Consider the following 21,750-nt stretch of genomic DNA (forward strand, 5'->3'; position numbering starts at 1 on the left):
CGCGGGGCGCGGGGCGCGGGGCGCGGGGCGCGGGGCGCGGGGCGCGGGGCGCGGGGCGCGGGGCGCGGGGCGCGGGGCGCGGGGCGCGGGGCGCGATGTGCGATGTGCGGGAGCCCCGGCCGGCGCGGAGCACGACCGGGGCTCCCGGATGGCGCTTTGGTTAGTCGTCCAGGCCGACCGGGGAGTTCGGCCGGTCCACGTCGACGAACTCGATGTCGTCGACCGCCTGGTCGCCCTCCCGGCTGCCGGCGGCCCGCGCGGCGGTGCCGGCGGCCCAGCCGATCGCCGCGCCGACCAGGGCGGCGCTGATCAGTAGGGTCCAGGGCAGGGCCGGGCGCCGGCCGGCGAGGGCGTCGAAGGCGAGCGTCGCCCGTCGACGCGCCTGGTCGGCGGTCGACCCGACCAGGTCGCCCGCGTCGGACAGTCCGGAGTCGCGGACCGACTTCGCGGCGTCGCGAACGCTGTCCCCGGCGGACTCGACCGCCGAGAGCAGGTGTTGCCAGGCATGGTCGGCGATCCGCTCGGGCTTGCTGCGGCGCTCCAGAAGGTTGCTGCCGAACATCGTGATTACCTCCTCCGGGTGCCGAAGTCTGCGGCCACTTCGGACTTCGACGTCTCTGCGGCGCGTGACGGTCCGCTCACCGTCCAGTGCCCCGCCGGGTCGGGTCACAAACCCCGCGTCCTAGCGGACCACGGTCACCCTCGTCGCGCGGGCGAAATCGTCGCCGTCGTCATCGTCGTCGTCATCCCCGCCGCCGAAGCCGCAGGCGAGGACGAGAGCGAGCAGTGCCCCGACACCGGCCAGACCCAGCAGTCTCTTGATCATCGATCTCTCTCCTTCGCCGTGGTGACCCATCTCTCGCCCCACGCTAGGCAGCCGGGGCAACCTGGGCGGGTGTGCGCGGTGGGGCTCGCCCGGGTCGCTCGGATCCGGGTACGGGTGGACCCGGACCGCTACCCTGGATCGGTTGGAACGGCCGGGGTGGGTCGTTCGTCGGAGAACAGGTCCAGCAACAATGCGGGGAAGGGCGGTCCGGTCCGTCCGGATCCGCGAATTGCTCATCCCGAGGGGTGGCGACCGAGGCCGTCGGAGGAATACTCTCGGTCGCGGCCCGCGTACTGATGAGGCGCCCTTGTGTGGGCGAGTGGAGGTGCTCGCGTGAGCCTGTCGATCGTGAAGTCGGTTCTGCCGGGTGGTGTCATCGAGATCGTCCCGCGGGGTGAGATCGACGTCGACACCGCGTACGAGGTACGGGAGGCGATCGCGGAGGTGTTGGCCAAGGGCCGGCCCGCCCGGATCGAACTCAACATGCGGCTCGTCACCTTCATCGACTCCGTCGGTATCAGCGCGATGGTCGCCGGCTTCCAGACCGCCGAGGTCAGCGGCGTCAAGTTGGTGGTCACCGAGCCCAGCCGCTTCGTACACCGGCAGCTCTGGGTCACCGGCCTGCTCGGTCTCTTCGGCGCTCCGGAGCCGTACTTCGCCGGCACGGCCACCCCCGAGGTCCTGCCCGGCGCCTGACCCGCCGCCCTTCCCGGCAAGCGCTGCCCTGACGGGCCGCGCTTGCCGGACCGGGCCGGACCATCCGGCCAGACCGGGCATGCCGCAGGGTCGGACCCCCGGGTGGCGGCCCGACGTTGCCAGCCCGCTCCGGGTACGGCACGATCGGGCGACCTACGACGGTCAGGAGGCCCGGTGGTCCGGCGGGAGAGCTTCAGCTACACGATGCGGGCGCGCTGTTCCCGGGCGGACGCGGTGGCGCTGCTGAGCGATCTGGCCCGGCAGGAGGAACTGCATCCGCTGATCGTCCGGGTACGCCGGCTGCCGGCCCGACCGGGCGCGCTGGCCAGCTACGCGATCACCGACCGGCTGGAGTTGGGGCCGTTGCGGTTCCCCATCACCTACCAGGCCGACGTCCTGGTGGCCGGCGACGACGAGATCGTCACGGTGGCCCGGCAGCAGCCCGGCACGACGGTGCGTAACCACACCCGGATCCGCGAGGAGGGTGACCTGCTGCGGATCGACGTGGAGATCACCCTTGCCGCGCCGGCTCCGCTGTTCGGGTACGCGTTCCGGCAGGCCCGCGCCGCCCACCTGGGCCTGGCCGCCCGGCTCGGCGCGGTGCTGGACGGCCGGGCCGACGACGGTCTAGCGGCCGACTGACCGGGACGGGCCTGGAGCGAGCGGCGGCCGGGCAACCCTGGGCCGGCAGCGCGGTCAGGCCGGCCAGGCGGACACCGGGACGGGCCTGGATCGGGCGGCGGCGGTCCCGTCTGACCATCCACCGGAACGGGTCAGGAGCGGGCGGCGACGGTCCGGCGCGCTCGGGCGTCCCGTCGGACGCGTCCCCACGGTTTCCAGGTGGAGATCACGGTCAGGGCGACCAGCAGGGTGGTCGAGACGGCGGGTGCGATCATCACGTCCGCCCGCAGGTGGGCGGTGGCGTCGGGGTCGGCGGCGGCGCGCAGGTTCGGGGTGAACAGGAACAGCACCAGGCCGGCCATCACCGTGGTGACCACCAGCTTGACCAGCACCCAGCGCCACCGCAGCAGCCCCCACGGGGTGAGCAGCGCGCTGGCCACCCCGACCAGCCAGACCAGCACGCTGAGCGGCGCGAAGAGCCAGGTGGCGACCAGTGCCGCCGCCGGGTAGACCACGGCCGGGTCGGCCCCGCGCTGGCCGGCGACGCCGAGGGTGAGCAGCACCAGGTCCGCGCCGAGCCAGCCCAGCGAGCTGACCAGATGGCCGGTGAGCAGCGCCTTACGGCCGGCGGGGGAGAGTCTTCGCATGGCCCCGATGCTCGTCGGCCCGGCGCGCGTCGTCGTGGGCCGGCAGGCGACAGCCGGCGTACGTCGGCGGGCGTACCGGTGGCCCGCCCGCGCGGCGGACCACCGGATGCCGGCTCAGTACATCGACAGGTGTACGTGGTTGGTGTGGTTGCTGGACGGGTCGCCGTTGCCCCCGCTGTACGCCCTCCACCCGCTGCTGGGCAGCCAGATCCGGTTGAACCAGATCACGTAGAGCACCCCGAGCCGGTCGGCGTTGCGGATGAAGTAGGCGGCCAGGTTGTTGCCGTACGTCCGGTCGCCGCCGCTGGCCACCCCGCCGAAGCCGTTCTTCTGGGCGGCGAAGTCGCAGGCCCGGCCCTTGGGGTGCTCGCCCGACCCGCTGGGCCGGAAGCAGGAGACGTACCGGGTGTAACCGGCCGCCTTGGCCTGCTGGAGGGCGTTGAGGGTGCGTGGCGTGATGCAGCCGTTGGCCGGGGTGGGGTCGTTGACGCTGCACGACTCGGACGGCCAGGAGCCGTCGGAGTTGCGCGGGGACGGCCGGGCGTCGCTGCTGGACGTGCCGTCCGAACTGCCCGAGTCGCGGGCGGTGCTGGCCGGCTTGTCGGCGGCGGCCACCTCCAGCGCGCGCTCGGCCTGGTCCTTGCGCTTGGCCATGGTGGCGACCTGCTTGCGCTGCTCGGTGATCTCCTGGCCCACGGCGGTCCTGGTCCGGGTGGCCTGGTCCCGGGTCTCGATCAGGTTGCGCAGCTCCAGGTCCTCCCGGGCGGCGACCGTCTCCAGCGCCGCCGCGCGGTCCATGAAGCCACCCGGGCTGTTGCTGTTGAGCAGGGCCGACATTGGCCCGAGTCGCCCGGTGCGGTAGGCCGCGCCGGCGATCTCGCCGACCGTGCCGGTCTGCACGACGAGCTGCGCCTCGATGGTCTTGAGCTGCCCGTCCAACTCCTGCTGCCGCTTCGTGGAGCGGTCCAGCGCGGCCTTGGCGTCGAGCCAGCCCTTGCTGGCCGCATCGAGCTGGGCCCGCAACGCCGGGGTGCCGCCCTCGTCGTCGTCCCCGGGAGCGGCGAGCCGGGTGGTGGGCGCGGCGGCGGCCGGAGCGGCGAACGGCGCTGACGACACGCCGAGGGCGAGCGTCGCGGCGACTGCGGTCAGCAGCCGTGCGGTGGTGCGTCGTACCTGCATGCGGATGTCCTTCCGTCAGCCGCCGACCGGGTTAGCTGACGGGTTCGGGACGGAAGATCCCTACCGCTGACGCGGATGCACCCCAGGAACATGGTTCCCCGGTTCGCCCTGCCGGGCGATTAGGCGGCGGCCACCGCCGGCGCCGGTGGGCGCCGCCTGGCGGAGGCCGGAGCCGAGCCTACCGGTACGGATGTGACACCGGTCGGCTGCGTGACTGAGGGTACGGGAGTGAAACCCGTTAAAGGGGGCAAAACAGGTCAGAAAATGCCCGATCCGCCGCCGCCCTGGCTACCAGTCGGACGGCCCGCACGCGCCGGGTGCCGCGCCGGGCTCGATCTGGAGGGTGGCGTGCTCGATGTGGAAGTCCTCCCGCAGGGCGCCCCGGGCGGCGGCGAGCACCGTGCCGACCTCGGCCCCGGGTGCCATGGTGAGGTGCGCCGAGGCGACCTCCATCCCGGAGGTGAGCGTCCAGACGTGCAGGTCGTGCACCTCGGCCACGCCGGGGACGGCGGTCAGCCGGTCGTGCACCGCGGTCACCGGGAGATGTTCCGGCGCGGCCTGGACCAGGATCCGGACGGCGGCCCGTCCCAGCCGCCAGGTGCGGGGGAGGATGAACAGGCCGATCGCCACGGCGACCACCGGGTCGGCCCACCACCAGCCGGTGCCGGCGATCAGCAGCGCCGCCGCGATCACGCCGAGTGAGCCGAGCAGGTCGCCGACCACCTCCAGGTACGCCCCGCGCAGGTTGAGGCTCTCCTTCGCGCCCTCCCGCAGCAGCCCGAAGGCGACCAGGTTGGCGAGCAGGCCGAGCACCGCCACCACCAGCATCGGGCCGGCGATGACCTCGGGCGGGTCGCCGAACCGGCGTACCGCCTCGACCAGCACGTAGACGGCGACGCCGCTGAGCAGGACGGCATTGGCCAGCGCGGCGAGCACCTCCAGCCGGTAGAGGCCGAAGGTGCGCTGCGGGTCCTGGTCGGCCCGCCGGGTGGCGGTGATCGCGGCGAGGGCCATGCCGATGCCGAGCACGTCGGTGAACATGTGCCCGGCGTCGGAGAGCAGGGCCAGCGAGCCGGTGCCGAACGCGGCCACCGCCTCGACCACCATGAGTGCGGTGAGCAGTGCGAACGCTGCCCACAGCCGGCCGCGGTGACGCTGCGCGGCATTGCTGATCGTCCCGCCGTGGTCATGACCTGCGCCCACGTCCACACCTTCCGTCGCCGCCGCGGACCGGGCCCAATCTATGCTCACATCGCTATATGTGCAAGTGAGTGACCGTCACCCCCGCCGTAGGAGGAGCCGCCCGGGTCAGCCCACCGGCTCGACCGTGGTGAGCCGCTGGGTGGCCCGGGACAGCGCCACGTAGAGCGTCCGCACCCCCGAACCCGGGTCGGCCCGGATCTCACCCGGGCAGACCAGCACCACCCCGTCGTACTCCATGCCCTTGGCCTGGAGGCTGGTCACCACCTGGAGCCGCGAGCCGCCCAGGTCGCCCAGCCAGCCGGCGACCTCGTCCCGGCGCGGCACCGGCGTGATCACCCCGACCGTCCCCTCCACCTCGGCCAGCAGCGCCTCGACCGCCCCCGCCGTCGCCGGGGCCAGCTCCGCCGCCGGCACGGTCAACGCGACCGGGTCCACGCCGGTGGAGCGGACCGCGGTCGGCAGCGCCAGGTCCGGGTAGAGCCGGCGGATCTCCGCCGCCGCCACCGCGAAGATCTCGGCCGAGTTGCGGTAGTTGGTGGAGAGGGTGAACCGGTGTCGACGCCGCCGGCCCAGCGCCTGGTCCCGGGCCCGGCTCAGCTCCTCCGGGTCGCCCGTCCAGGCGGTCTGCGCCGGGTCGCCCACCACCGTCCAGGAGGCCAGCCGGCCGCGCCGGCCGACCATCCGCCACTGCATCGGCGAGACGTCCTGCGACTCGTCCACCACCACGTGCGCGTAGTCCCGGTAGTCCTCCGGACGCTCCCGCGCCGCCGCCCGGGCGGCCCGCTGCCGGTCGCCGAACGTGCTCAGCTCACGGACCCCGCCGGCGAGTTGGAACGGGTCCCGCTTCGGCTTCCTCGGGCGCACCGGCTGGCCCAGCAGTGCGTCCAGCTCGTCCAGCAGGGCGATGTCGGCCACCGTCAGCCCCTCGGTGTCCAGCGACCGGTACGCCCCGGCCAGCAGCGTCACCTCGGCCCGGGACAGGACGCCGCCCGCGTACCGGCGCAGCCGCTCCGGGCGGGCCAGCCAGCCCAGCACGTGCCGGGGATGCAACCGGGGCCACCACGCCTTGAGGAACTCCCGGAACTCCGGCCGGTCGATGATCTCGTCCTCGAAGGCGCGCTGCTCCGGCAGCCGGGCGACCGCCAGCCGGCGGGCCTGCCCGTACAACGCGGCGAGCACCGCGTCGAAGCCGGCCCGACGCACCTCGTTGCGGCGCGCGCCCCGGTGCAACGCCCGGTCCCGGATGCCGTCCAGCTCCCGCCGGTCCAACTTCAGCAGCGCTCCCCGGTAGAGCAGCCGCAACTCCTCCGGGCCGTCCGGCACCGCGTCCCGCGCCGCCCGTTCCAGCACCCGGCGCATCCGCAGCGAACCCTTCACCGCCGCCACCTCCGGCGGGTCGGTACGGGTGGCCGACAGGCCCGGGAAGAGCGAACCCAGCGAGTGCAGGGTGGCGGTCTCCTCACCGAGCGAGGGGAGCACCGAGGCGATGTACTCGACGAAGACCGACGACGGACCCACCACCAGGATCCCGCCGCCGGCGTACCGGCTTCGGTCGGAGTAGAGCAGGTACGCCGCCCGGTGCAGGGCCACCGCCGTCTTCCCGGTGCCCGGCCCGCCGGAGACGATCGTGACGCCCGAGCCGGGGGAGCGGATCGCCTCGTCCTGCTCCCGCTGGATGGTGGCCACGATGTCCCGCATGCCCCGTCCGGTCGCCCGGGAGAGGGTGGCCAGCAGCGCGCCGTCACCGACCACCGGCAGGTCCGGCGGGGCCGACTCCGGGTCGAGCAGGTCGTCCTCGATCCGGGTGACCTTCTCGTCGGAGGAGCTGATCGTGCGCCGCCGGACCACCTCCATCGGGTCCGCCGGGGTGGCCCGGTAGAAGGCGGCGGCGGCCGGCGCCCGCCAGTCGACCACCAGCGTCTCGGCGTCCTCGCCGCGCACCCCGAGCCGCCCGACGTGCAGCACCTGCCGGTCCCGCAGGTCCAGCCGGCCGAAGACCAGCCCCTCGTGCTCCGCGTCCAGCCGGTGCCGGCGCTGGGCGGCGTGGAAGACCATGGCGTCCCGCTCCACCAGCGCGCCGAAGTTGCCGACCCGGGCCAGCCGGTAGCCGTCCCGCTCGGCGCGGGCGGCCGAGCGGCGTAGTTCGGCGAGGCGGGCGTACACCCGGTCGAGATGCCGCTGCTCGACGGCGATCTCCTGTTCCAGGGTGGTCTGGTCGGTCAACGTACGGGCTCCTGTGCGGCGACGGCGCCCGGGCGCGGTCACACCCGGGCGGAGAATGAGGGTACGGGCAGCGTACGGGCGCGCGTCGAGGCCATGCCGCCGCGCGCGACGTCCGCCACCCGGCCGGGCCGGCTCAGCCGGCGGGCGACGCCCCGCGGTACCCGTGCGTGGCGCGGTGCCGCGTCAGCGGCCGTGGCCGCGCCCGTCGGTGGTGCGAACATTCCGAACCCGCCCGCGCGAGGGCGGCCCGGTGACCAGGCTGGGGGCATGACCAGTCCAGCCGCCGGAACTGCCCGGACGCCCCGGACGGCGCTGGCCGAGTTGCTCGCCGGCAACCGCCGGTTCGTCAGCGGCCGGCCGATCCACGGGCACGACGTCACCGCCGCCGCGGCCGTCGCCTCCGGTGACCAGCAGCCGTACGCGGTGCTGCTGGGCTGCATCGACTCCCGGGTTCCGTTGGAGGCGATCTTCGACCAGACCTTCGGCTCGATCTGCGTGATCCGCACCGGGGCGCACGTGTTGGACCGGGCCGTCTGCGGCTCGATCGAGTACGTGGTGGGCCAACTCGGGGTGCCCCTGGTGATGGTGCTCGGGCACGAGCGCTGCGGGGCGGTCGCCTCGGCCGTGCAGGCGCTGCGCACGGGTGACCGGCCGGGCGGGTCGCTGGCGTACGTGCTGGACCAGATCGCGCCGGCGGTGGCCGAGGTGGGGCCGGACGACCCGGCGGCGCACCCGATGGCGGTCCGGCGGCACGTGCTGCGCACGGTGGCCACGCTGCGGGTCGACGACCTGCTGGCCGGCCCGGTCGCCGCCGGCCGGGTCCAGGTGGTGGGTGCCCTGTACGACCTGGCCACCGGCGCGGTGGCCCTCCTCGGCGACTGACCCGCCGGCCCCGCCGTTGACCCGGCCCGGCCCGCCGGTGATCTGGCCCGGCCCGCCGGTCAGCGGCGGCCCGGCCCGCCGGTCACTGGTCCCGGACATGCGGAACCGCCCGCCGGGGTGACCCGACGGGCGGTTCCAGGTGTGGCTCGGGGGAGGGCTCAGCCCTCGAAGACGCCGGCCTCGACGAGACGCTTCTCGGTCTTGTCCCAGCCGTCGCCCGGGTGGGCGGCGGCGAGGCCGTTGATCTCGGCGCGGATCTTGGTGGCGTGGCCGGCGGCGGCCAGCACCCGGATCTCCTCGACGAAGGCGTCCGAGTCGGTGCGCAGGTGCGCGGTCTTGCCGTTGGTCAGGTTCCGCACGTAGGCGTGCTTGCCGCCGTTGAGCGGGATGAGGTACTTGAACTCGCCCAGCACGCTGAGGGCGCCACCCTGGCCAGCCTGGCCGGCCCGGACTGACGCGCGCGCGGTCTTAGAGGTGTTGCTCGCCACGGAGATGCTCCTTGCAAGACGTACGGGAGGACGGGAACGTCCGGGGGCTGTAGCGGGTGACGCCCGGGAGAGCCTCGGCCCGCGAAGTTGTGCGACGGCGCAGAACCGCCCAGAGAACTGTACACGACCACGATGCCTGGCTGGTCACCCTGCCTGTCCGGAGAGCACAACCCAGGTCACCGGTCCGGGTATTTCCGACCCCCGAATTTTCCGATTCCCTGGCGCACCATCCGTCACAGGAGTCATCATGTGTGGCAACAGCCACTCGGGTGGTCGAGGTCGTAGGGGAAGACGCACCTCGCTCTCCGGGAGGTCACCGTGCCAACGCGTGGCGTCGTATACGTCCACTCCACCCCACTCGCCGTGTGCTCACACGTCGAGTGGGCGATCGCGCGCGTCCTCGCCGCGCCGGTCAACCTGCACTGGACGGCCCAGCCCGTCGATCCCGGCGCCCGCCGGGCCGAGTGCGGGTGGACCGGTCGCCCGGGGACGGGTGCCGAACTGGCTGCTGCCCTCCGGCAGTGGCCCATGATCCGTTTCGAGGTGACCGAGGAGTCCAGTCCGGGCGCGGACGGGGAGCGCTTCATGTACGTTCCCGGCCGCGGCCTGTTCCGGGCCACCGTGGGCGTGGCCGGCGACATCCAGCTCGGCGAGGACCGGCTGCGCAGCATCATGGCGTCGGTCCGGGCGCCCGAGGCGCTGGCGCACGCGCTGGACAAGGCGCTCGGCACCGCCTGGGACGCGGAGCTGGAGCCCTACCGGTACGCCGGCGACGGCGCCCCGGTGACCCTGCTCACCCGGGTCGGCTGACCGCCAGGGGGCAGCCGGACACCCGGTCGGGGACCGGCACACCTCGCCCGGCCGCCTGACCTGGTCGGGTTGCCGTGTCCAGTCGGTGCGGGTTTGATGGGCCGCGTGTCGATCTCCCCGCGCCGTGCCGGTGTCGCCATCGCCGCCCTGACCGTACTGCTCGCCTCCGGGTGTTCGGGGGACGCGCCGGCCCCCCGGCCGGGCCCCTCCGGGTCCACCGGGGCCGCCGGTGACCCGGCCGGCCGGGCCGCCGCCCTGGCCGGCGCGCTCGGCGACGAGGACCTGGTCGGCCAGGTGCTGATGCCCTACGCGTACGGCAGCTCGGCGACGGAGGTGAGCCCCGGCTCCGCCGCCGGCAACCAGGCCCTCGGCGGCGTCGACACCCCCGCCGAGATGATCGCGAGGTACCGCCTCGGCGGGGTGATCCTGGTCGGCTTCAGCGCCGACGACCCCACCTCCGGCAACCAGGCCACCACCAACGTCGACAACCCCGCCCAGGTGCGGGAGCTGACCGCCGGGCTGCGTGCGGCCGCCGGGAAGCTCGCCGCCGGGCCGGCGCCGTTCCTGGTCGGCACCGACCAGGAGTACGGCGTGGTCACCCGGATCACCGACGGGGTGACCGTCCTGCCCAGCGCGCTCGCCGCCGGGGCGGCCGGCGACCCGGCCCGCACCGAGGCCGCCTGGCGGGCCGCCGGCACCGAACTGGCGGCGATGGGGGTGAACCTGGACTTCGCGCCGGTCGCCGACGTCCTCGCCACCCGCAGCACGGTGATCGGCTCCCGCTCCTTCGGGGCCGACCCGCAGCGCGTCTCCGCCCAGGTCGCCGGGGCGGTCCGGGGGTTGCAGAGCGCCGGGGTGGCGGCCAGCGTGAAGCACTTCCCCGGGCACGGGCTGAGCGCCGCCGACTCGCACCAGGAGGTCCCGGTGGTCGGCCAGTCCCGCGCCGAGCTGGACCGCACCGCCTTCCCGCCGTTCCGGGCCGGCGTCGACGCCGGGGCGATGGCGGTGATGTCCGCGCACCTCGACGTGACCGCCGTCGATCCGGGCACCCCGGCCACCTTCTCCCGCAAGCTCCTCACCGACGTGCTCCGGGGCCAGCTCGGCTTCCAGGGCGTGGTGATCACCGATGGGATGAACATGCCGCCGGCCAAGCGCTATCCGCCCGGGGAGGCGGCGGTGAAGGCGCTGCTCGCCGGCAACGACCTGATCCTGATGACCCCGAACGTCGGCCAGGCGTACGACGGGCTGCTGGCCGCGCTGCGCGACGGCTCGCTGCCCCGCCAGCGGCTGGTGGAGGCGGTCACCCGGGTGCTGACCATGAAGTTCCGGCTGGCCGACCGGCCGGTGCCGGAGCTGTCCACCCTCGACAGCGCCGCGCACCGGGCGGCGGCGGCCGAGCTGGCCGCCGCCGCGGTCACCCAGCTCCGGGGCGCCTGCGGTGCGGCGGTGCCCGGCCCGGTCACCGTCACCACCTCCGACGGGCGGGACCGGACCCGGGTCGCGCTCACCGAGGCGCTGACCGGGGCGGGCGTGCGGGTGGTGCCGAAGGGCGGCACCCGGGTGCACCTGGTCGGCTACGGGGACGGCCCGAAGGATCTCGCCGCCGACGCGGCGGTCACGGTGGCGATGGACACCCCGTACGTGCTGGAGCAGGCGGCCTCGCCGACCCTGCTGGCCACCTACTCGTCCAGCCGGGCCTCGATGACCGCGCTCGCCGCCGTGCTCGCCGGGAAGTCCCGGCCGGCCGGCCGCTCCCCGGTGCCGCTGACCGGTCTGCCCGCCACCACCTGCGACTGACCCGGGCCGGGCGGGCGCCCGGCCCGCCCGGTGGACGGTCCCCGTTCCCGGGGGAACGACGACCGTCCACGATCGGCGGTCAGCCCAGCGGGAGCTGCCGGGCCAGGGTGGCGCCACCGGCCTCGAAGGCGGCCAGCAGCGACGTCGGGGTGCCGTCGGCGACGGGCACCAGCAGGGTGATCCGGTCACCGGCGGCCAGGGCCACCGTACGGTCGCCACGGGTGGTCGTGCCGTCCCAGGCGTACAGGTAGGCGGTGCCGGCGCGGTCGGCGCGGAGGGTTACCCGCACCCCGCCGGCCACCCGCTGCTGACCGGTCAGCCGCAGCGCCGAATCCTTCAGCCGGGGTACGGCGGCCGGGGCGACCCCGTCCACCGCCGACTGGGCGATGGTCTGCGGGCTGTGCACGCTGCGGGCGGCGGTGTCCGGGAAGACCGGCGCGCTGGCCTGCCGCGCTGCCGGCCGGTAGCCGGGCAGGGTGGCCAGGCCGTACCGGTACGGGTCGGCCCGGACGCCGGTGAAGGTGGACCAGCCCAGCCGGGACTGGGAGCTGAGGTCCTGGGTGTCCGAGTCGTAGACCAGCACGTTGAGGCCCATCCGGGCCGGGTCCACCGCGTCGGGCAGCACCGCGAACGGGATGCTCGCCTCGATGGTGTAGCCGGTGTACGGGCTGGTCACCTTGCTGGCCACGGTCATCCCGGGTGCGGTGGTGGCGCCCGGTCCCTGCCGGTTGTCGGCGTCGCGCTGCCAGCACGGCGGGTTGCCGTTGGCCGGGTCGTCGGTGACCGGGAAGATGCCGGCCTTGAACACGGTGGAGGTGTCCGCCGAACTCCCCTTCGGGTCGACGATGATCTCCACGCTGTCGGTGCGGCGCTGCCGCTTGCAGTCCTGCGGCACCACCTTCTTGCCGAGTACGTCGTCGGTGACCTGTACGAACACCTTCAGCGCGTCGGGGGTCCAGGCGATCCGGCCGGTCGCCGAGGCGTCCTGTGGGGTGGTGGCCTGCCCCTCCCAGATCCGGGACAGGTCCAACTCCGGGCCGGGGTACTCGCCGGGCGAGGCGACCCCGTCGACGGTGCCGTCCCCGGCGGCCGGGATCTCGGTGGTCGGCACGATCTCCAGTGCGCCGGACTCCACGGTGCTGCCGGCGGCGCTGGTGGTGGTGATGGTGATCCCGTAGTCGCCGTCCGTGCCGCCCTCGTTCGCCGTGGGCAGGGTGGCGTCGGTGTTGGTGACGGTGAAGGTGACCGCGCCGGTGGCACCGGGGGCCAGGTCGGCGTAGTTCTTCGTGGCGGCGTCGGCGGTGAAGCCGGCGGGTAGGCCCAGGGTGACGCTGCCGCCCCGGGCGGCCTCACCGTGGTTGCGCAGGTCGACCCGGACCGACCGGCGCTGCCCGGAGCCGATGGTGAGCACCGGCTTGATCAGGGTGTCGAGCTGCGGGTAGCCGCTGTCGCCGGCCCAGTCCCGGAAGATCCCGACCTCGGGCAGCGGTTCCAGGGTGCCGCGTACGTCGGCGACCACCCGGACGGCCCGGTCGGTACGCCCGGTGCCCTGGCCGGTGGTCAGCGTCGCGCCGACGAGGTGCTGCTGGTTGGTGCCGGCGTCGGCGGGCACGGTGACGGTGAAGGTGGCCGTCCGCTCCTGGCCACGCGGGACGGCGCCCTGGATCCGGCCGGAGCCGGTGGCGGTCCAGCCGGTGGGCAGCCGAAGCGCCACCCGGGGTGCGGTGAGCGCCCGGCCGGCGGCCCGCACGTGCGCGGTCACCTCGACGGTCTCGCCGGGGGCGAGGTCGAACCGGTCGGTGGTCAGGTACAGCTCGGTGTCCGCCGGTAGCCCACCGGCGGCCGGGGGCAGCACCGAGCCGCGCAGGATCGCCTCCGGGGAGGTGTCCGTCGGGTCGTACGGGACCCGGCTGTCGACCAGGGTGTAGAAGTCGCAGCGGATCGCCGCCGGGTCGGTGGGGGCGGCGGCGGTGCCGGCCCAGCCCTGGGTGACGTACTCGCGGCGGGCGTCGACCTCGATCTCCGCCCAGGTCTTCCCGGTGCTGCTCGGGGTGCCCTCCCAGACGCCGAAGACCTGGTCGGTGGGGACGGTCGGGGTGAAGCTGGCGGCGCACCGCGGCCCGGCGGCGGAGCTGCCGGTGCCGCCGGTACGCAGGAACTTCGCGGCCCGGAACGGCGTGAGCCCCTCCGTGCGGAGCTGCTCGGGGAAGGCGGCCGGGTCGGCGGCGGCGTGGAACGCCTCGGCGGCGAACCGGGCGGCCTGCTGGTGGTTGCCGTGATTGCCCGGGGTCGGCGACGGGTTCATCGTCATGATGATCTCGGGCCGGGTCTGCCGGATCACCCGGACGATCTGGGCCAGGGTGTCGTCGTGCCCCCAGATCCGCTCCGACAGCGGGGCGGACGCGGTGTACCAGAAGTCGACCCGGTCCAGGTTGTAGAGGTTCTCCACGCCGGCCCGGCCGATCGCGGTGCGCTCCTCGCGCTCGCGGATGATGCCCAGCGGCGGGCCCTCCTCCAGGCCGACGGCGTTGCCGCCGCCCTCGCCCCGGGTGATGGTGACGACGCCGGCCTTGGCGCCGTACTTCTCCTTCCACTGGCCGAGGGTGGCGAGGCTGCCGGCCTCGTCGTCGGGGTGCGCGCTGACGAAGAGCACGTCGAGGTCGACCGTGCCGGCGGGCCGGGCGTCGGCCGGGGCGGCGAGGGCGGTGGCGGGCACCCCGGCCAGGGCCAGGGCGAGCGCGGTGGGTAGCAGGAAACCCTTGATTCGCATGCAGATCCTTCCGGAACCACGGAGTCCGGGCAGCGACCACCGCCGTCGGACGCGGGGCGTCGACGCGGGGTCGTCTTCGGACGGCGGGACGGTGGTGACGGGACGGTGGGCGCCGAGGGACGCCGCGTCACCGGGTACAGCAGCGGTACGGGTGTCCGTACACACTGGAAGGCCTTCGCCCGGTGACGCTAGGGACCGGTGCGGCGGCCCGTCAATGCTTTGCAAGGTCTTTCTTTCTTTGCAGAAGAAAGAAACTCCGGGTGCGGGAGGCGCCCCTGTGTTCACCGAGCGCCCGCCCCAGACCCCGGCCCGTGACCTCGTTGGCGAACGTTTCCGCTGCTCTTCGCTCTGACGTCGGGTAGTCGAGACGCATTCGTTACTTGACTCAATAGTTCGTTCGCCGTAGGAAGGAAGTGTGACAGACGTGGTGACGCCACCAACGAGCCCGGTGAGCCGGGAGCGGTCGAAGGAGATCAAGCGGCTATCCGTGATCTCCGCCGCCCGCCAGGTGCGGCTGCTCTCCCGCGCCGAGCTGACCGAGTTGACCGGGCTGAGCCCCGCCACGCTCACCCCGCTCGTGCGCGATCTGATCGCCGAGGGGTACCTCATCGAGCGCGGGCCGGGCGCCTCCCGGGCCGGCCGGCCCCGGGCGATGCTGGAGTTCAACCCCCGCGCCGAACTGGTCGCCGCCGTCGCGCTGGAACCCACCCGGATAAGCTGCGAGATCGCCGACAGCGACGGCGCGGTGGTCGCCCACCGCGCGGTGCGGCTCACCGGCGACATCGTCGACACCATCTGCCGGTCCGTGCCGGAGCTGGCCGGGGACGGCCTGCCGGCGCTGCGCGGGGTGGCCATCGCCGCGCCCGGCGTGATCTCCGGTGGCGCCGTCCGGCTCGCCCCCTCGGTCGGCCTGGTCGAGGCGCGCCCGATAGGGGAGTCCGTCCAGCGGCGGCTCGGCGTACCGGTCGTGGTGGACAACGACGTCAACCTGATGGCGGCCGGCGAGCACGCCGCCGGTGCCGGCGTGGACGTCGCCGACCTGCTCCTGCTGCACGTCGCCGACGGCATCGGCGCCGGACTGGTGCTCGACGGCCAGGTCCGCCGGGGCGCCCGTGGGGCCGCCGGCGAGGTCGGCTTCCTGCCACTCGACCCGGCCGACCGGGGGCACGACGGGATCGGCCCGTTCGAGGCGCGCTGGTCGGAGAACGCGATCGCCGAGCGGGTGGTCGCGCTGGCCCCCGGTCGGCGTCCCGAGTCGCCCGTCCGGGCGCTGGTCGACCTCGCCGGCACCGACGAGCGCGCCGCCGGCTACCTGGACGAGCTGCTGCACGCCTGGTCCCGCCTGATCGTCTCCTGCGTCTGCGTGATCGACCCGGGCCGGGTGCTGCTCAGCGGTGCCGCCGCCGAACTGGACGACGCCGCCGTCGACCGGCTGCAGACCCTGGTCACCGCCGCCGCGCCGAGCACGACCGAGGTACGCCGGGCCGTGCTCGGCGACCGGGCCGTGCTGCACGGCGCGGTCAGCTACGCCCTCTCCGCCGCCGCCGCGGGGCTGTCCACCCTGCTGCCGGCCCCCTGACTTCCCACGAAGAACAACGCAGTTCCCCCCACACCCCTCGGAGGTACCCCATGAGACGTCGACTCTTCCTCGCCGGAGCGCTCGCCACCGTCCTCGCCGCCGGCACCGCCTGCGGCGGCGGCTCGGACGACGCCGCCGCCGGTGAGACGGAGAAGCTGACGATCTACACCGCCCGCGACAAGAAGGTCTCCACCTTCGTCGTGGACAAGTTCACCGCCAAGTACCCCGAGTACAAGGGGAAGGTGGAGATCCTCAACCTGGGCGCCCAGGAGATCCTGGAGCGGGTCCGGGCCGAGAAGGCCAACCCGCAGGCCGACGTCTGGTGGGGCGGCACCCAGCAGGGGCTGGCGGCCGGGGCCACCGAGGACCTGCTCGCCGGCTGGCAGCCCGCGTTCGCCGGCAAGATGGACGCCAAGTACAAGGACGCCGAGGGTCGCTGGTTCGGCGAGATCCTGCTGCCCGAGGTCATCATGTACAACAACAAGGCGCTCACCCCGGAGCAGGCCCCGAAGGACTGGGACGACCTGCTGAAGCCGGAGTGGAAGGACAAGATCGTCATCCGGGACGTGGCGGCCTCCGGCACCATGCGGTCGATCTACGCCTCGATGATCGTGCGGCAGTCGCCGGACGGCAGCAACCCGCAGCCCGGCTACGACTGGCTGAAGAAGCTGGACGCCAACACCGGCGCGTACGCGGCCAACCCGACCGACCTGTACCTGAAGCTCTCCCGCCAGCAGGGCACCCTCAGCGCCTGGAACCTCCAGGACATCCTGCTCCAGGCCAACCAGTCCAACATGCCCTTCGGCTACGTGATGCCGGCCTCCGGCGCCCCGGTGCTGGTGGACGGGCTGGCCGCGGTCAAGGGCGGGAACAGCACCGGCGCGCAGAAGTTCATCGAGTTCCTCTTCGACGACACCCTCCGCGCCGACCTGGCCAAGGACTACTACCAGATCCCGGCCGTGGACATCGCCGAGAAGCCGGAGTGGCTGGCCCAGCTCGACCTCAAGCCGCTCGACGTGAACTGGGACGTGATCGGCAAGAACGAGACCGAGTGGATCAACCACTGGAACAGCCAGATCAAGAACAAGGGCTGACCGCTCGGGCGTCGGGGGTGGGCACCGTCCCGCCCCCGACGCCCCCGGCCGCCCGCGAGGCGACGGCCCGACCGGACACCGCCACCCGCACCCCCGTCCCCGGGGGCCGGTCCCGAACCCACCGCACGACCCGGCCAGGTCCGGTACCGCATGAAGGAGAGGACATCATGATCGATGTCACGCTGGAGTCGGTGAGCAAGCGCTTCGCGCGTGCCGGCGACACCGCGGCGGTCGACGACGTCGACATCAGCATCGCCGCCGGAGAGTTCTTCACCCTGCTCGGCCCGAGCGGCTGCGGCAAGACCACCACCCTGCGGATGGTGGCCGGGTTCTACTTCCCCACCTCGGGACGGATCCGGTTCGGCCAGGAGGACGTCACCCACCGGCCGCCGAACAAGCGCGACACCGGCATGGTGTTCCAGAACTACGCCCTCTTCCCACACATGACCGTCGCGCAGAACGTCGCGTACGGGCTGAAGATCCGCAGGGTCGGCCGGGCCGAGTCCAGGCGGCGGATCGACGAGGCGCTCGGCCAGGTGCACCTCGGCGGCTACGGCGACCGCCGGATCGACCAGCTCTCCGGCGGCCAGCAGCAGCGGGTGGCGCTGGCCCGGGCGCTGGTCATCCGGCCGCGTACCCTGCTGCTCGACGAGCCGCTGTCCAACCTCGACGCCAAGCTGCGCGAGGAGACCCGGGTGGAGATCCGCCGGATCCAGCAGGAGGCCGGCACCACCGCCATCTACGTCACCCACGACCAGGCCGAGGCGATGGCGATGTCCGACCGGATCGCCGTCATGGAGTCCGGCCGGGTGCGGCAGATCGGTGCCCCGCAGGAGATCTACCACCGGCCGGCGACCGCCTTCGTGGCCCGGTTCATCGGCCGCAGCAACGTGCTCAGCCTGCCGGTGCGCGCCGCCGCCGCCGAGAGCGTCACCGTGGGGCTGCCCGCCGGCGGCGAGATCGCCGTCGCCGCCCCGGCCGACCACGGTCTGCGCCAGGGGGCGACCGCGCTGGTCTCGGTCCGCCCCGAGCACATCGGCCTCACCGCCGACACCACGCCGGGGGCGCTGGCGGGCCGGGTGACCGCGCTGGAGTTCACCGGCATGGCCACCAACCTCGTCGTCGACACCGCCGGTGAGCAGGTGCAGGTCGCCGCCATCGACGTGCCGGCCGGGATCGCGGTGGGCGACCAGGTCGGGCTGCGGCTGAACCGGGAGCGGATGTGGGTGGTGCGTCCGTGAGCACCATCCCCGCCACCCCCAGCGCGGCGACCGTCCCGCCGGTCACCGGCGACCCGACGCCGCCGCCGGCCCGCCGCCGGCCCCGGCGTGGTCTCAACGCCAACTCGCCCTGGTTCCCGTACCTGCTGGTGTTCCCGCTGGCGCTGATCCTCTTCGGCTACGTGGTGCAGCCGATGTTCGCCACCTTCGCCGAGAGCGTCGGCGTCAACGGGGTGGCGAACTACACCGAGTTCCTCAGCGGCGACGGGGTGGCCCGCTCGTCGCTGCTCACCTCGCTGATGATCTCCGCGGCCAGCGTGCTGCTCTGCGGCATCGTCGGTGTGGCGATGGCCTTCCTGCTCAAGCGGTTCTCGTTCCCGGGCCGCCGGCTGATCGAGGCGATCATCCTGGTGCCGGCGGCGCTGCCGCCGCTGATCGGGGCGATCTCGTTCCAGCTCCTCTACAGCGAGACCGGAATCCTGCCGCGCGGCCTCCAGCACCTGCTCGGCACCGAGAACCCGGTGCTGCCGTTCACCGGCATCGCCGGGGTGCTGGTGGTGCACACCTTCACCATGTACCCGTTCTTCTACCTCGCCGCGTCGGCCGCCCTGGTCGGGATGGACCCGTCGGTGGAGGAGGCGGCGTACAACCTCGGCGCCAGCCGGGTACGGGTCTGGCGCACGGTGCTGCTGCCGATGCTCACCCCGGCGCTGGTCTCCGCGTCGCTGCTGGTCTTCATGACGTCGCTGGCGTCGTACACCGCCCCGCTGCTGTTCGGGGTGGACCAGACGATGACCATGCAGATCTACATCAACCGCACCAACGGCGACCTGCCGATGGCCTCCACGTACGCCTCGGTGCTGGCGGTGGCCTCGGTGCTGTTCCTGCTCGGCATGCGCTGGTACGAGGGGCGGCGCAGCTACCGCTCGCAGTCCAAGGGCGTCGCCTCGCACCGCCGGGAGATCACCAACCCGCTCGGCAAGTGGCTGGCCCTGGTCGCCTCGGTGCTGGCCACCATGGTGCTGCTCGCGCCGGTGGGGACCATCGCCCTGGTCGCCTTCTCGCAGGACGGCTCGTGGACCACCGAGGTGATCCCGTCGGCGTACACCACGCAGAACTTCGTCACGATCTTCTCCGAGCCCGGGGCGTACCGGCCGATCCTCAACTCGTTGCAGATGAGCCTGCTGGCCACCGTCGGCTGCGTGGCGGTCGGCGTGCTGATCGCGTACGCGGTGCGTCGGCTCGACTTCCGGGGCCGGGGCCTGCTCGACGTGGCGGTGATGCTGGCCTGGGCGCTGCCCGGCACGGTGGTGGCGATCAACCTGATCTCCGCGTTCAGCACCGGCAACGCGTTCAGCTTCGGGCAGGTGCTGATCGGCACCTTCTGGATCATGCCGCTGGCCTACTTCGTGCGGTTCCTGCCGCTGGTGTTCCGGTCCAGCTCGGCGACGCTCGCCCAGATCGACCCGTCGCTGGAGGAGGCCGCCCGCAACCTCGGCGCGCCCTGGTGGCGGGCGTTCGGCACGGTCACCCTGCGGCTGATGCTGCCGGGTGTGCTGGCCGGCGCGCTGCTCGCCTTCGTCAACGGGGTCGGCGAGTTCGTCGCCTCGGTGCTGATCTACACCTCGGAGACCGCGCCCATCTCGGTCGAGATCAACAACCGGATGTACTCGTTCGAGGTCGGCACCGCCGCCGCGTACGGCATGCTCCAGGTTGTCCTGATCTTCGCGGTGATGGTGGTCTCCGGCCGCCTGCAGAACGGTCGCCGGGCCAGTCGGGAGGCGGCGAAGTGGACGGTCTGAGCTGGCCGGCGGGCGTCGGGCTGCTGCCCGCCGCCCGGATCCCCGGCGGTGAACTGGCCGCGGTCGCCGAGGCGGCGGACTTCGCGGTGCTGCCGGTCGGCGCGGTCGAGTGGCACGGCCCGCACCTGCCGCTCGGCACCGACCTGATCCTCGCCGAGGGCTTCGCCGCCGAATCCGCCGGCACCGGAGGCCCGGCCGCCGTCGGGAACACGGCCGCCGGGCCCGACGACGCCGCGTCGACCGCCGGCCTCCCCGGGGATACGACCACCGACCCCGACGGGCCGCGCGGAGTGCTCTTCCCGGCCGTCCCGTACGCGGCCTGCCCCGGGCAGACCCGGCCCTGGCCGGGCACCGTGGCGATCCGGCCGGAGATCGCCGTCGGCTACCTCGCCGACGTGATCGAGGGGATCGTCGCCGCCGGCTTCACCCGGCTGCTGATCGTCAACGGCCACGACGCCAACATGTCCACCGTCCGGGCCGCGATGGAGTGGGTCTCCGGCCGGCGGACCGCCAGCCTGCTGCTGGTCAACTGGTTCCAGTTGGTCACCCCGGCGGAGACCACCGAGCTGTACGGGCCGCTGACCTCGCGCGGGCACGGCGGGGCGTACGAGACCTCCGGGGTGCTCGGCTTCGACCCCGACGCGGTACGCCTGACCGCCGCCGCCGACCTGCCGCCCAAGCCGAAGCTGCCGGTCGGCCACCCGTACGTGCTGGTCGAGTCCCGGCCCGACCCGTGGCAGGGCTGGTCCGGGCACGTCTCGCTGGCCACCGAGGAGATCGGCCGCCGGGTCCGCGCCCTGGCCGGCGCGCGGCTGCGGGAGATCGTCACCGCCTGGGTGGCCGCCCCACCGCCCGCCCCGCCCACCGCCGACCCGCTGCCGGGCTCGACCCCAGGCGGCCCGACCGGGGGAGCGTCATGACCGTCGACCGGGGACTCGACATCGTCGACTTCCACCTGCACTTCCGGATCGGCACCGACGAGACGATCCACGCCTGCGAGCACGCCGCCGGGATGCACCCGGGCGGGGAGCACGAGCGGGCCGTGCGGGCCGCCGGCTCCGCCCCGTACGCGAAGGCGTGGCGGCAGGCGTGGAGCTTCCCCGACCCGGAGCCCCCCGCCGAGCGCTGGCAGGACGAGGCCGACCGGTGGGCCGACGAGCTGCGCGCGGTGAACGTCCGGCGGGCCGTCTTCGTCACCGGCGGTGGCAACGACACCGTCGCCGACGTGGTCGACCGCCACCCGGACCTGCTGCTCGGCTTCGCCCACCACGACCCGTACGGCCCCGGGGCCGCCGCCGAGCTGGACCGGGCGGTGACCGAGCGCGGGCTGCGCGGGCTGAAGCTGTTCGCCCCGCTGCTGCGCGGCCCGCTGGACCACGCCGACCTCGACCAGCTCTGGGCCACCGCCCAGCGGCTCGGCGTGCCGGTGCTGGTCCACATCGGCCACTACGGCAGCGCCGGCGGCCTCACCTTCGGCCGGTACGGCAACCCGGACGAGCTGGCCCGGATGGCCCGCCGCTTCCCCGAGTTGACCGTGGTGGTGCCGCACTTCGGCGTGCAGCACGTGCAGGACCTCTTCTTCGCCGCCTGGGGCTGTCCCAACATCCACGTCGACACCTCCGGCTCCAACCAGTGGGTGCGCTGGATGCCGTACAAGCTGACGCTGGAGGATCTGTTCCGCCGCTGCTACGAGACGATCGGCCCGGAGCGGATCGTCTTCGGCAGCGACTCGTCGTGGTTCCCGCGCGGCTACGTCACCCGCTACCTCGACGACCAGCTCCGGGTCTGCCGCGAGCTGGGGATGCCCGACGACCACCTGCGCGCGATCTTCGCCGGCAACGCCGAACGACTGCTCGGCCTGTCCGACTGACCAGCCGAGAACCCGGGACGCGGCCGTCGCGCCACGTCCCGGC

Annotated in this window: 19 protein-coding genes and 1 riboswitch; of the genes, 11 read left to right on the forward strand and 8 right to left on the reverse strand. The window is 73.8% G+C overall.

Annotated elements, in window-relative coordinates:
* Positions 1-160: 160 nt before the first annotated feature.
* Together ACIQG9_RS08530 and ACIQG9_RS08535 are read right to left on the reverse strand one after the other, a co-directional pair.
* Positions 161-562: a hypothetical protein gene (locus ACIQG9_RS08530; RefSeq protein ID WP_400399316.1), complete on the reverse strand. Its 402-nt coding sequence runs from the start codon at positions 560-562 to the stop codon at positions 161-163.
* A gap of 120 nt (positions 563-682) precedes the next feature.
* On the reverse strand, positions 683-826 hold the full coding sequence (locus ACIQG9_RS08535; RefSeq protein ID WP_400399318.1) for a hypothetical protein: 144 nt from the start codon (positions 824-826) through the stop codon (positions 683-685).
* A 333-nt stretch (positions 827-1,159) separates the two neighbouring features.
* On the opposite strand from ACIQG9_RS08535, the gene ACIQG9_RS08540 reads away from it, so the two are divergent.
* Positions 1,160-1,522: an STAS domain-containing protein gene (locus ACIQG9_RS08540; RefSeq protein ID WP_400399320.1), complete on the forward strand. Its 363-nt coding sequence runs from the start codon at positions 1,160-1,162 to the stop codon at positions 1,520-1,522.
* Between the two features lie 174 nt (positions 1,523-1,696).
* Positions 1,697-2,164 (forward strand): SRPBCC family protein, encoded by a 468-nt coding sequence (locus ACIQG9_RS08545; RefSeq protein WP_400399322.1) that lies wholly within the window; start codon positions 1,697-1,699, stop codon positions 2,162-2,164.
* A 131-nt stretch (positions 2,165-2,295) separates the two neighbouring features.
* On the opposite strand, the gene ACIQG9_RS08550 is transcribed toward ACIQG9_RS08545, so the two are convergent.
* The 4 genes from ACIQG9_RS08550 to ACIQG9_RS08565 all read right to left on the reverse strand — a co-directional run bounded on the left by ACIQG9_RS08550 (position 2,296) and on the right by ACIQG9_RS08565 (position 7,395).
* Positions 2,296-2,790: a hypothetical protein gene (locus tag ACIQG9_RS08550; protein WP_400399324.1), complete on the reverse strand. Its 495-nt coding sequence runs from the start codon at positions 2,788-2,790 to the stop codon at positions 2,296-2,298.
* A gap of 114 nt (positions 2,791-2,904) precedes the next feature.
* Complete coding sequence (locus ACIQG9_RS08555) at positions 2,905-3,969, reverse strand: coiled-coil domain-containing protein (RefSeq protein WP_400399326.1); 1,065 nt, start codon at positions 3,967-3,969, stop codon at positions 2,905-2,907.
* Positions 3,970-3,973: 4 nt separating this feature from the next.
* Positions 3,974-4,105: riboswitch (cyclic di-AMP (ydaO/yuaA leader) on the reverse strand.
* A 152-nt stretch (positions 4,106-4,257) separates the two neighbouring features.
* Positions 4,258-5,172: a cation diffusion facilitator family transporter gene (locus ACIQG9_RS08560; RefSeq protein ID WP_400399328.1), complete on the reverse strand. Its 915-nt coding sequence runs from the start codon at positions 5,170-5,172 to the stop codon at positions 4,258-4,260.
* Positions 5,173-5,277: 105 nt separating this feature from the next.
* A complete protein-coding gene (locus ACIQG9_RS08565; protein ID WP_400399330.1) occupies positions 5,278-7,395 on the reverse strand; it encodes a HelD family protein in 2,118 nt (705 codons plus the stop codon).
* Between the two features lie 267 nt (positions 7,396-7,662).
* Here ACIQG9_RS08565 and ACIQG9_RS08570 point away from each other — a divergent pair, with 267 nt between their 5' ends.
* Positions 7,663-8,277, forward strand: a complete 615-nt coding sequence (locus ACIQG9_RS08570) for a carbonic anhydrase (protein ID WP_400399332.1) — start codon at positions 7,663-7,665, stop codon at positions 8,275-8,277.
* A gap of 158 nt (positions 8,278-8,435) precedes the next feature.
* Here the strand turns inward: ACIQG9_RS08570 and ACIQG9_RS08575 are convergent, their stop codons facing one another.
* Positions 8,436-8,765 (reverse strand): hypothetical protein, encoded by a 330-nt coding sequence (locus ACIQG9_RS08575; protein WP_400399333.1) that lies wholly within the window; start codon positions 8,763-8,765, stop codon positions 8,436-8,438.
* 318 nt (positions 8,766-9,083) lie between these two features.
* Here ACIQG9_RS08575 and ACIQG9_RS08580 point away from each other — a divergent pair, with 318 nt between their 5' ends.
* Positions 9,084-9,575, forward strand: coding sequence for a DUF3145 domain-containing protein (locus tag ACIQG9_RS08580; protein ID WP_400399335.1), 492 nt, complete (start codon positions 9,084-9,086; stop codon positions 9,573-9,575).
* A 96-nt stretch (positions 9,576-9,671) separates the two neighbouring features.
* Positions 9,672-11,372 (forward strand): glycoside hydrolase family 3 protein, encoded by a 1,701-nt coding sequence (locus tag ACIQG9_RS08585; RefSeq protein WP_400399337.1) that lies wholly within the window; start codon positions 9,672-9,674, stop codon positions 11,370-11,372.
* 79 nt (positions 11,373-11,451) lie between these two features.
* Here the strand turns inward: ACIQG9_RS08585 and ACIQG9_RS08590 are convergent, their stop codons facing one another.
* Positions 11,452-14,142 (reverse strand): sugar-binding protein, encoded by a 2,691-nt coding sequence (locus ACIQG9_RS08590; RefSeq protein ID WP_400399339.1) that lies wholly within the window; start codon positions 14,140-14,142, stop codon positions 11,452-11,454.
* Between the two features lie 415 nt (positions 14,143-14,557).
* Here ACIQG9_RS08590 and ACIQG9_RS08595 point away from each other — a divergent pair, with 415 nt between their 5' ends.
* From ACIQG9_RS08595 to ACIQG9_RS08620, 6 genes are all read left to right on the forward strand, one after another.
* Positions 14,558-15,721 carry an ROK family protein gene (locus ACIQG9_RS08595; RefSeq protein WP_400399341.1) on the forward strand — a complete coding sequence of 388 codons (1,164 nt, stop codon included), beginning with the start codon at positions 14,558-14,560 and terminating at the stop codon, positions 15,719-15,721.
* Between the two features lie 50 nt (positions 15,722-15,771).
* Positions 15,772-16,815 carry an extracellular solute-binding protein gene (locus ACIQG9_RS08600; RefSeq protein ID WP_400399343.1) on the forward strand — a complete coding sequence of 348 codons (1,044 nt, stop codon included), beginning with the start codon at positions 15,772-15,774 and terminating at the stop codon, positions 16,813-16,815.
* Between the two features lie 167 nt (positions 16,816-16,982).
* On the forward strand, positions 16,983-18,056 hold the full coding sequence (locus ACIQG9_RS08605; RefSeq protein WP_400399345.1) for an ABC transporter ATP-binding protein: 1,074 nt from the start codon (positions 16,983-16,985) through the stop codon (positions 18,054-18,056).
* Complete coding sequence (locus tag ACIQG9_RS08610; RefSeq protein ID WP_400399346.1) at positions 18,053-19,837, forward strand: ABC transporter permease; 1,785 nt, start codon at positions 18,053-18,055, stop codon at positions 19,835-19,837. Before ACIQG9_RS08605 ends, ACIQG9_RS08610 begins: the two co-directional genes overlap by 4 nt.
* Positions 19,825-20,757 (forward strand): creatininase family protein, encoded by a 933-nt coding sequence (locus ACIQG9_RS08615; RefSeq protein WP_400399348.1) that lies wholly within the window; start codon positions 19,825-19,827, stop codon positions 20,755-20,757. The genes ACIQG9_RS08610 and ACIQG9_RS08615 overlap by 13 nt, the downstream gene beginning before the upstream one ends.
* The gene (locus ACIQG9_RS08620; RefSeq protein ID WP_400399350.1) at positions 20,754-21,707 is read left to right on the forward strand and encodes an amidohydrolase family protein; all 954 of its coding nucleotides are present in this window, start codon (positions 20,754-20,756) and stop codon (positions 21,705-21,707) included. Before ACIQG9_RS08615 ends, ACIQG9_RS08620 begins: the two co-directional genes overlap by 4 nt.
* Positions 21,708-21,750 lie beyond the last annotated feature (43 nt).

It is taken from the genome of Micromonospora sp. NPDC092111 (assembly GCF_044755745.1).
GTDB lineage: Bacteria > Actinomycetota > Actinomycetes > Mycobacteriales > Micromonosporaceae > Micromonospora.

Coding starts and splice junctions, on each gene's coding strand:
- ACIQG9_RS08530 (WP_400399316.1), bottom strand. CDS start 562: ATGTTCGGCAGCAACCTTCTGGAGCGCCGCAGCAAGCCCGAGCGGATC.
- ACIQG9_RS08535 (WP_400399318.1), bottom strand. CDS start 826: ATGATCAAGAGACTGCTGGGTCTGGCCGGTGTCGGGGCACTGCTCGCT.
- ACIQG9_RS08550 (WP_400399324.1), bottom strand. CDS start 2,790: ATGCGAAGACTCTCCCCCGCCGGCCGTAAGGCGCTGCTCACCGGCCAT.
- ACIQG9_RS08555 (WP_400399326.1), bottom strand. CDS start 3,969: ATGCAGGTACGACGCACCACCGCACGGCTGCTGACCGCAGTCGCCGCG.
- ACIQG9_RS08570 (WP_400399332.1), top strand. CDS start 7,663: ATGACCAGTCCAGCCGCCGGAACTGCCCGGACGCCCCGGACGGCGCTG.
- ACIQG9_RS08585 (WP_400399337.1), top strand. CDS start 9,672: ATGGGCCGCGTGTCGATCTCCCCGCGCCGTGCCGGTGTCGCCATCGCC.
- ACIQG9_RS08590 (WP_400399339.1), bottom strand. CDS start 14,142: ATGCGAATCAAGGGTTTCCTGCTACCCACCGCGCTCGCCCTGGCCCTG.
- ACIQG9_RS08600 (WP_400399343.1), top strand. CDS start 15,772: ATGAGACGTCGACTCTTCCTCGCCGGAGCGCTCGCCACCGTCCTCGCC.
- ACIQG9_RS08605 (WP_400399345.1), top strand. CDS start 16,983: ATGATCGATGTCACGCTGGAGTCGGTGAGCAAGCGCTTCGCGCGTGCC.
- ACIQG9_RS08620 (WP_400399350.1), top strand. CDS start 20,754: ATGACCGTCGACCGGGGACTCGACATCGTCGACTTCCACCTGCACTTC.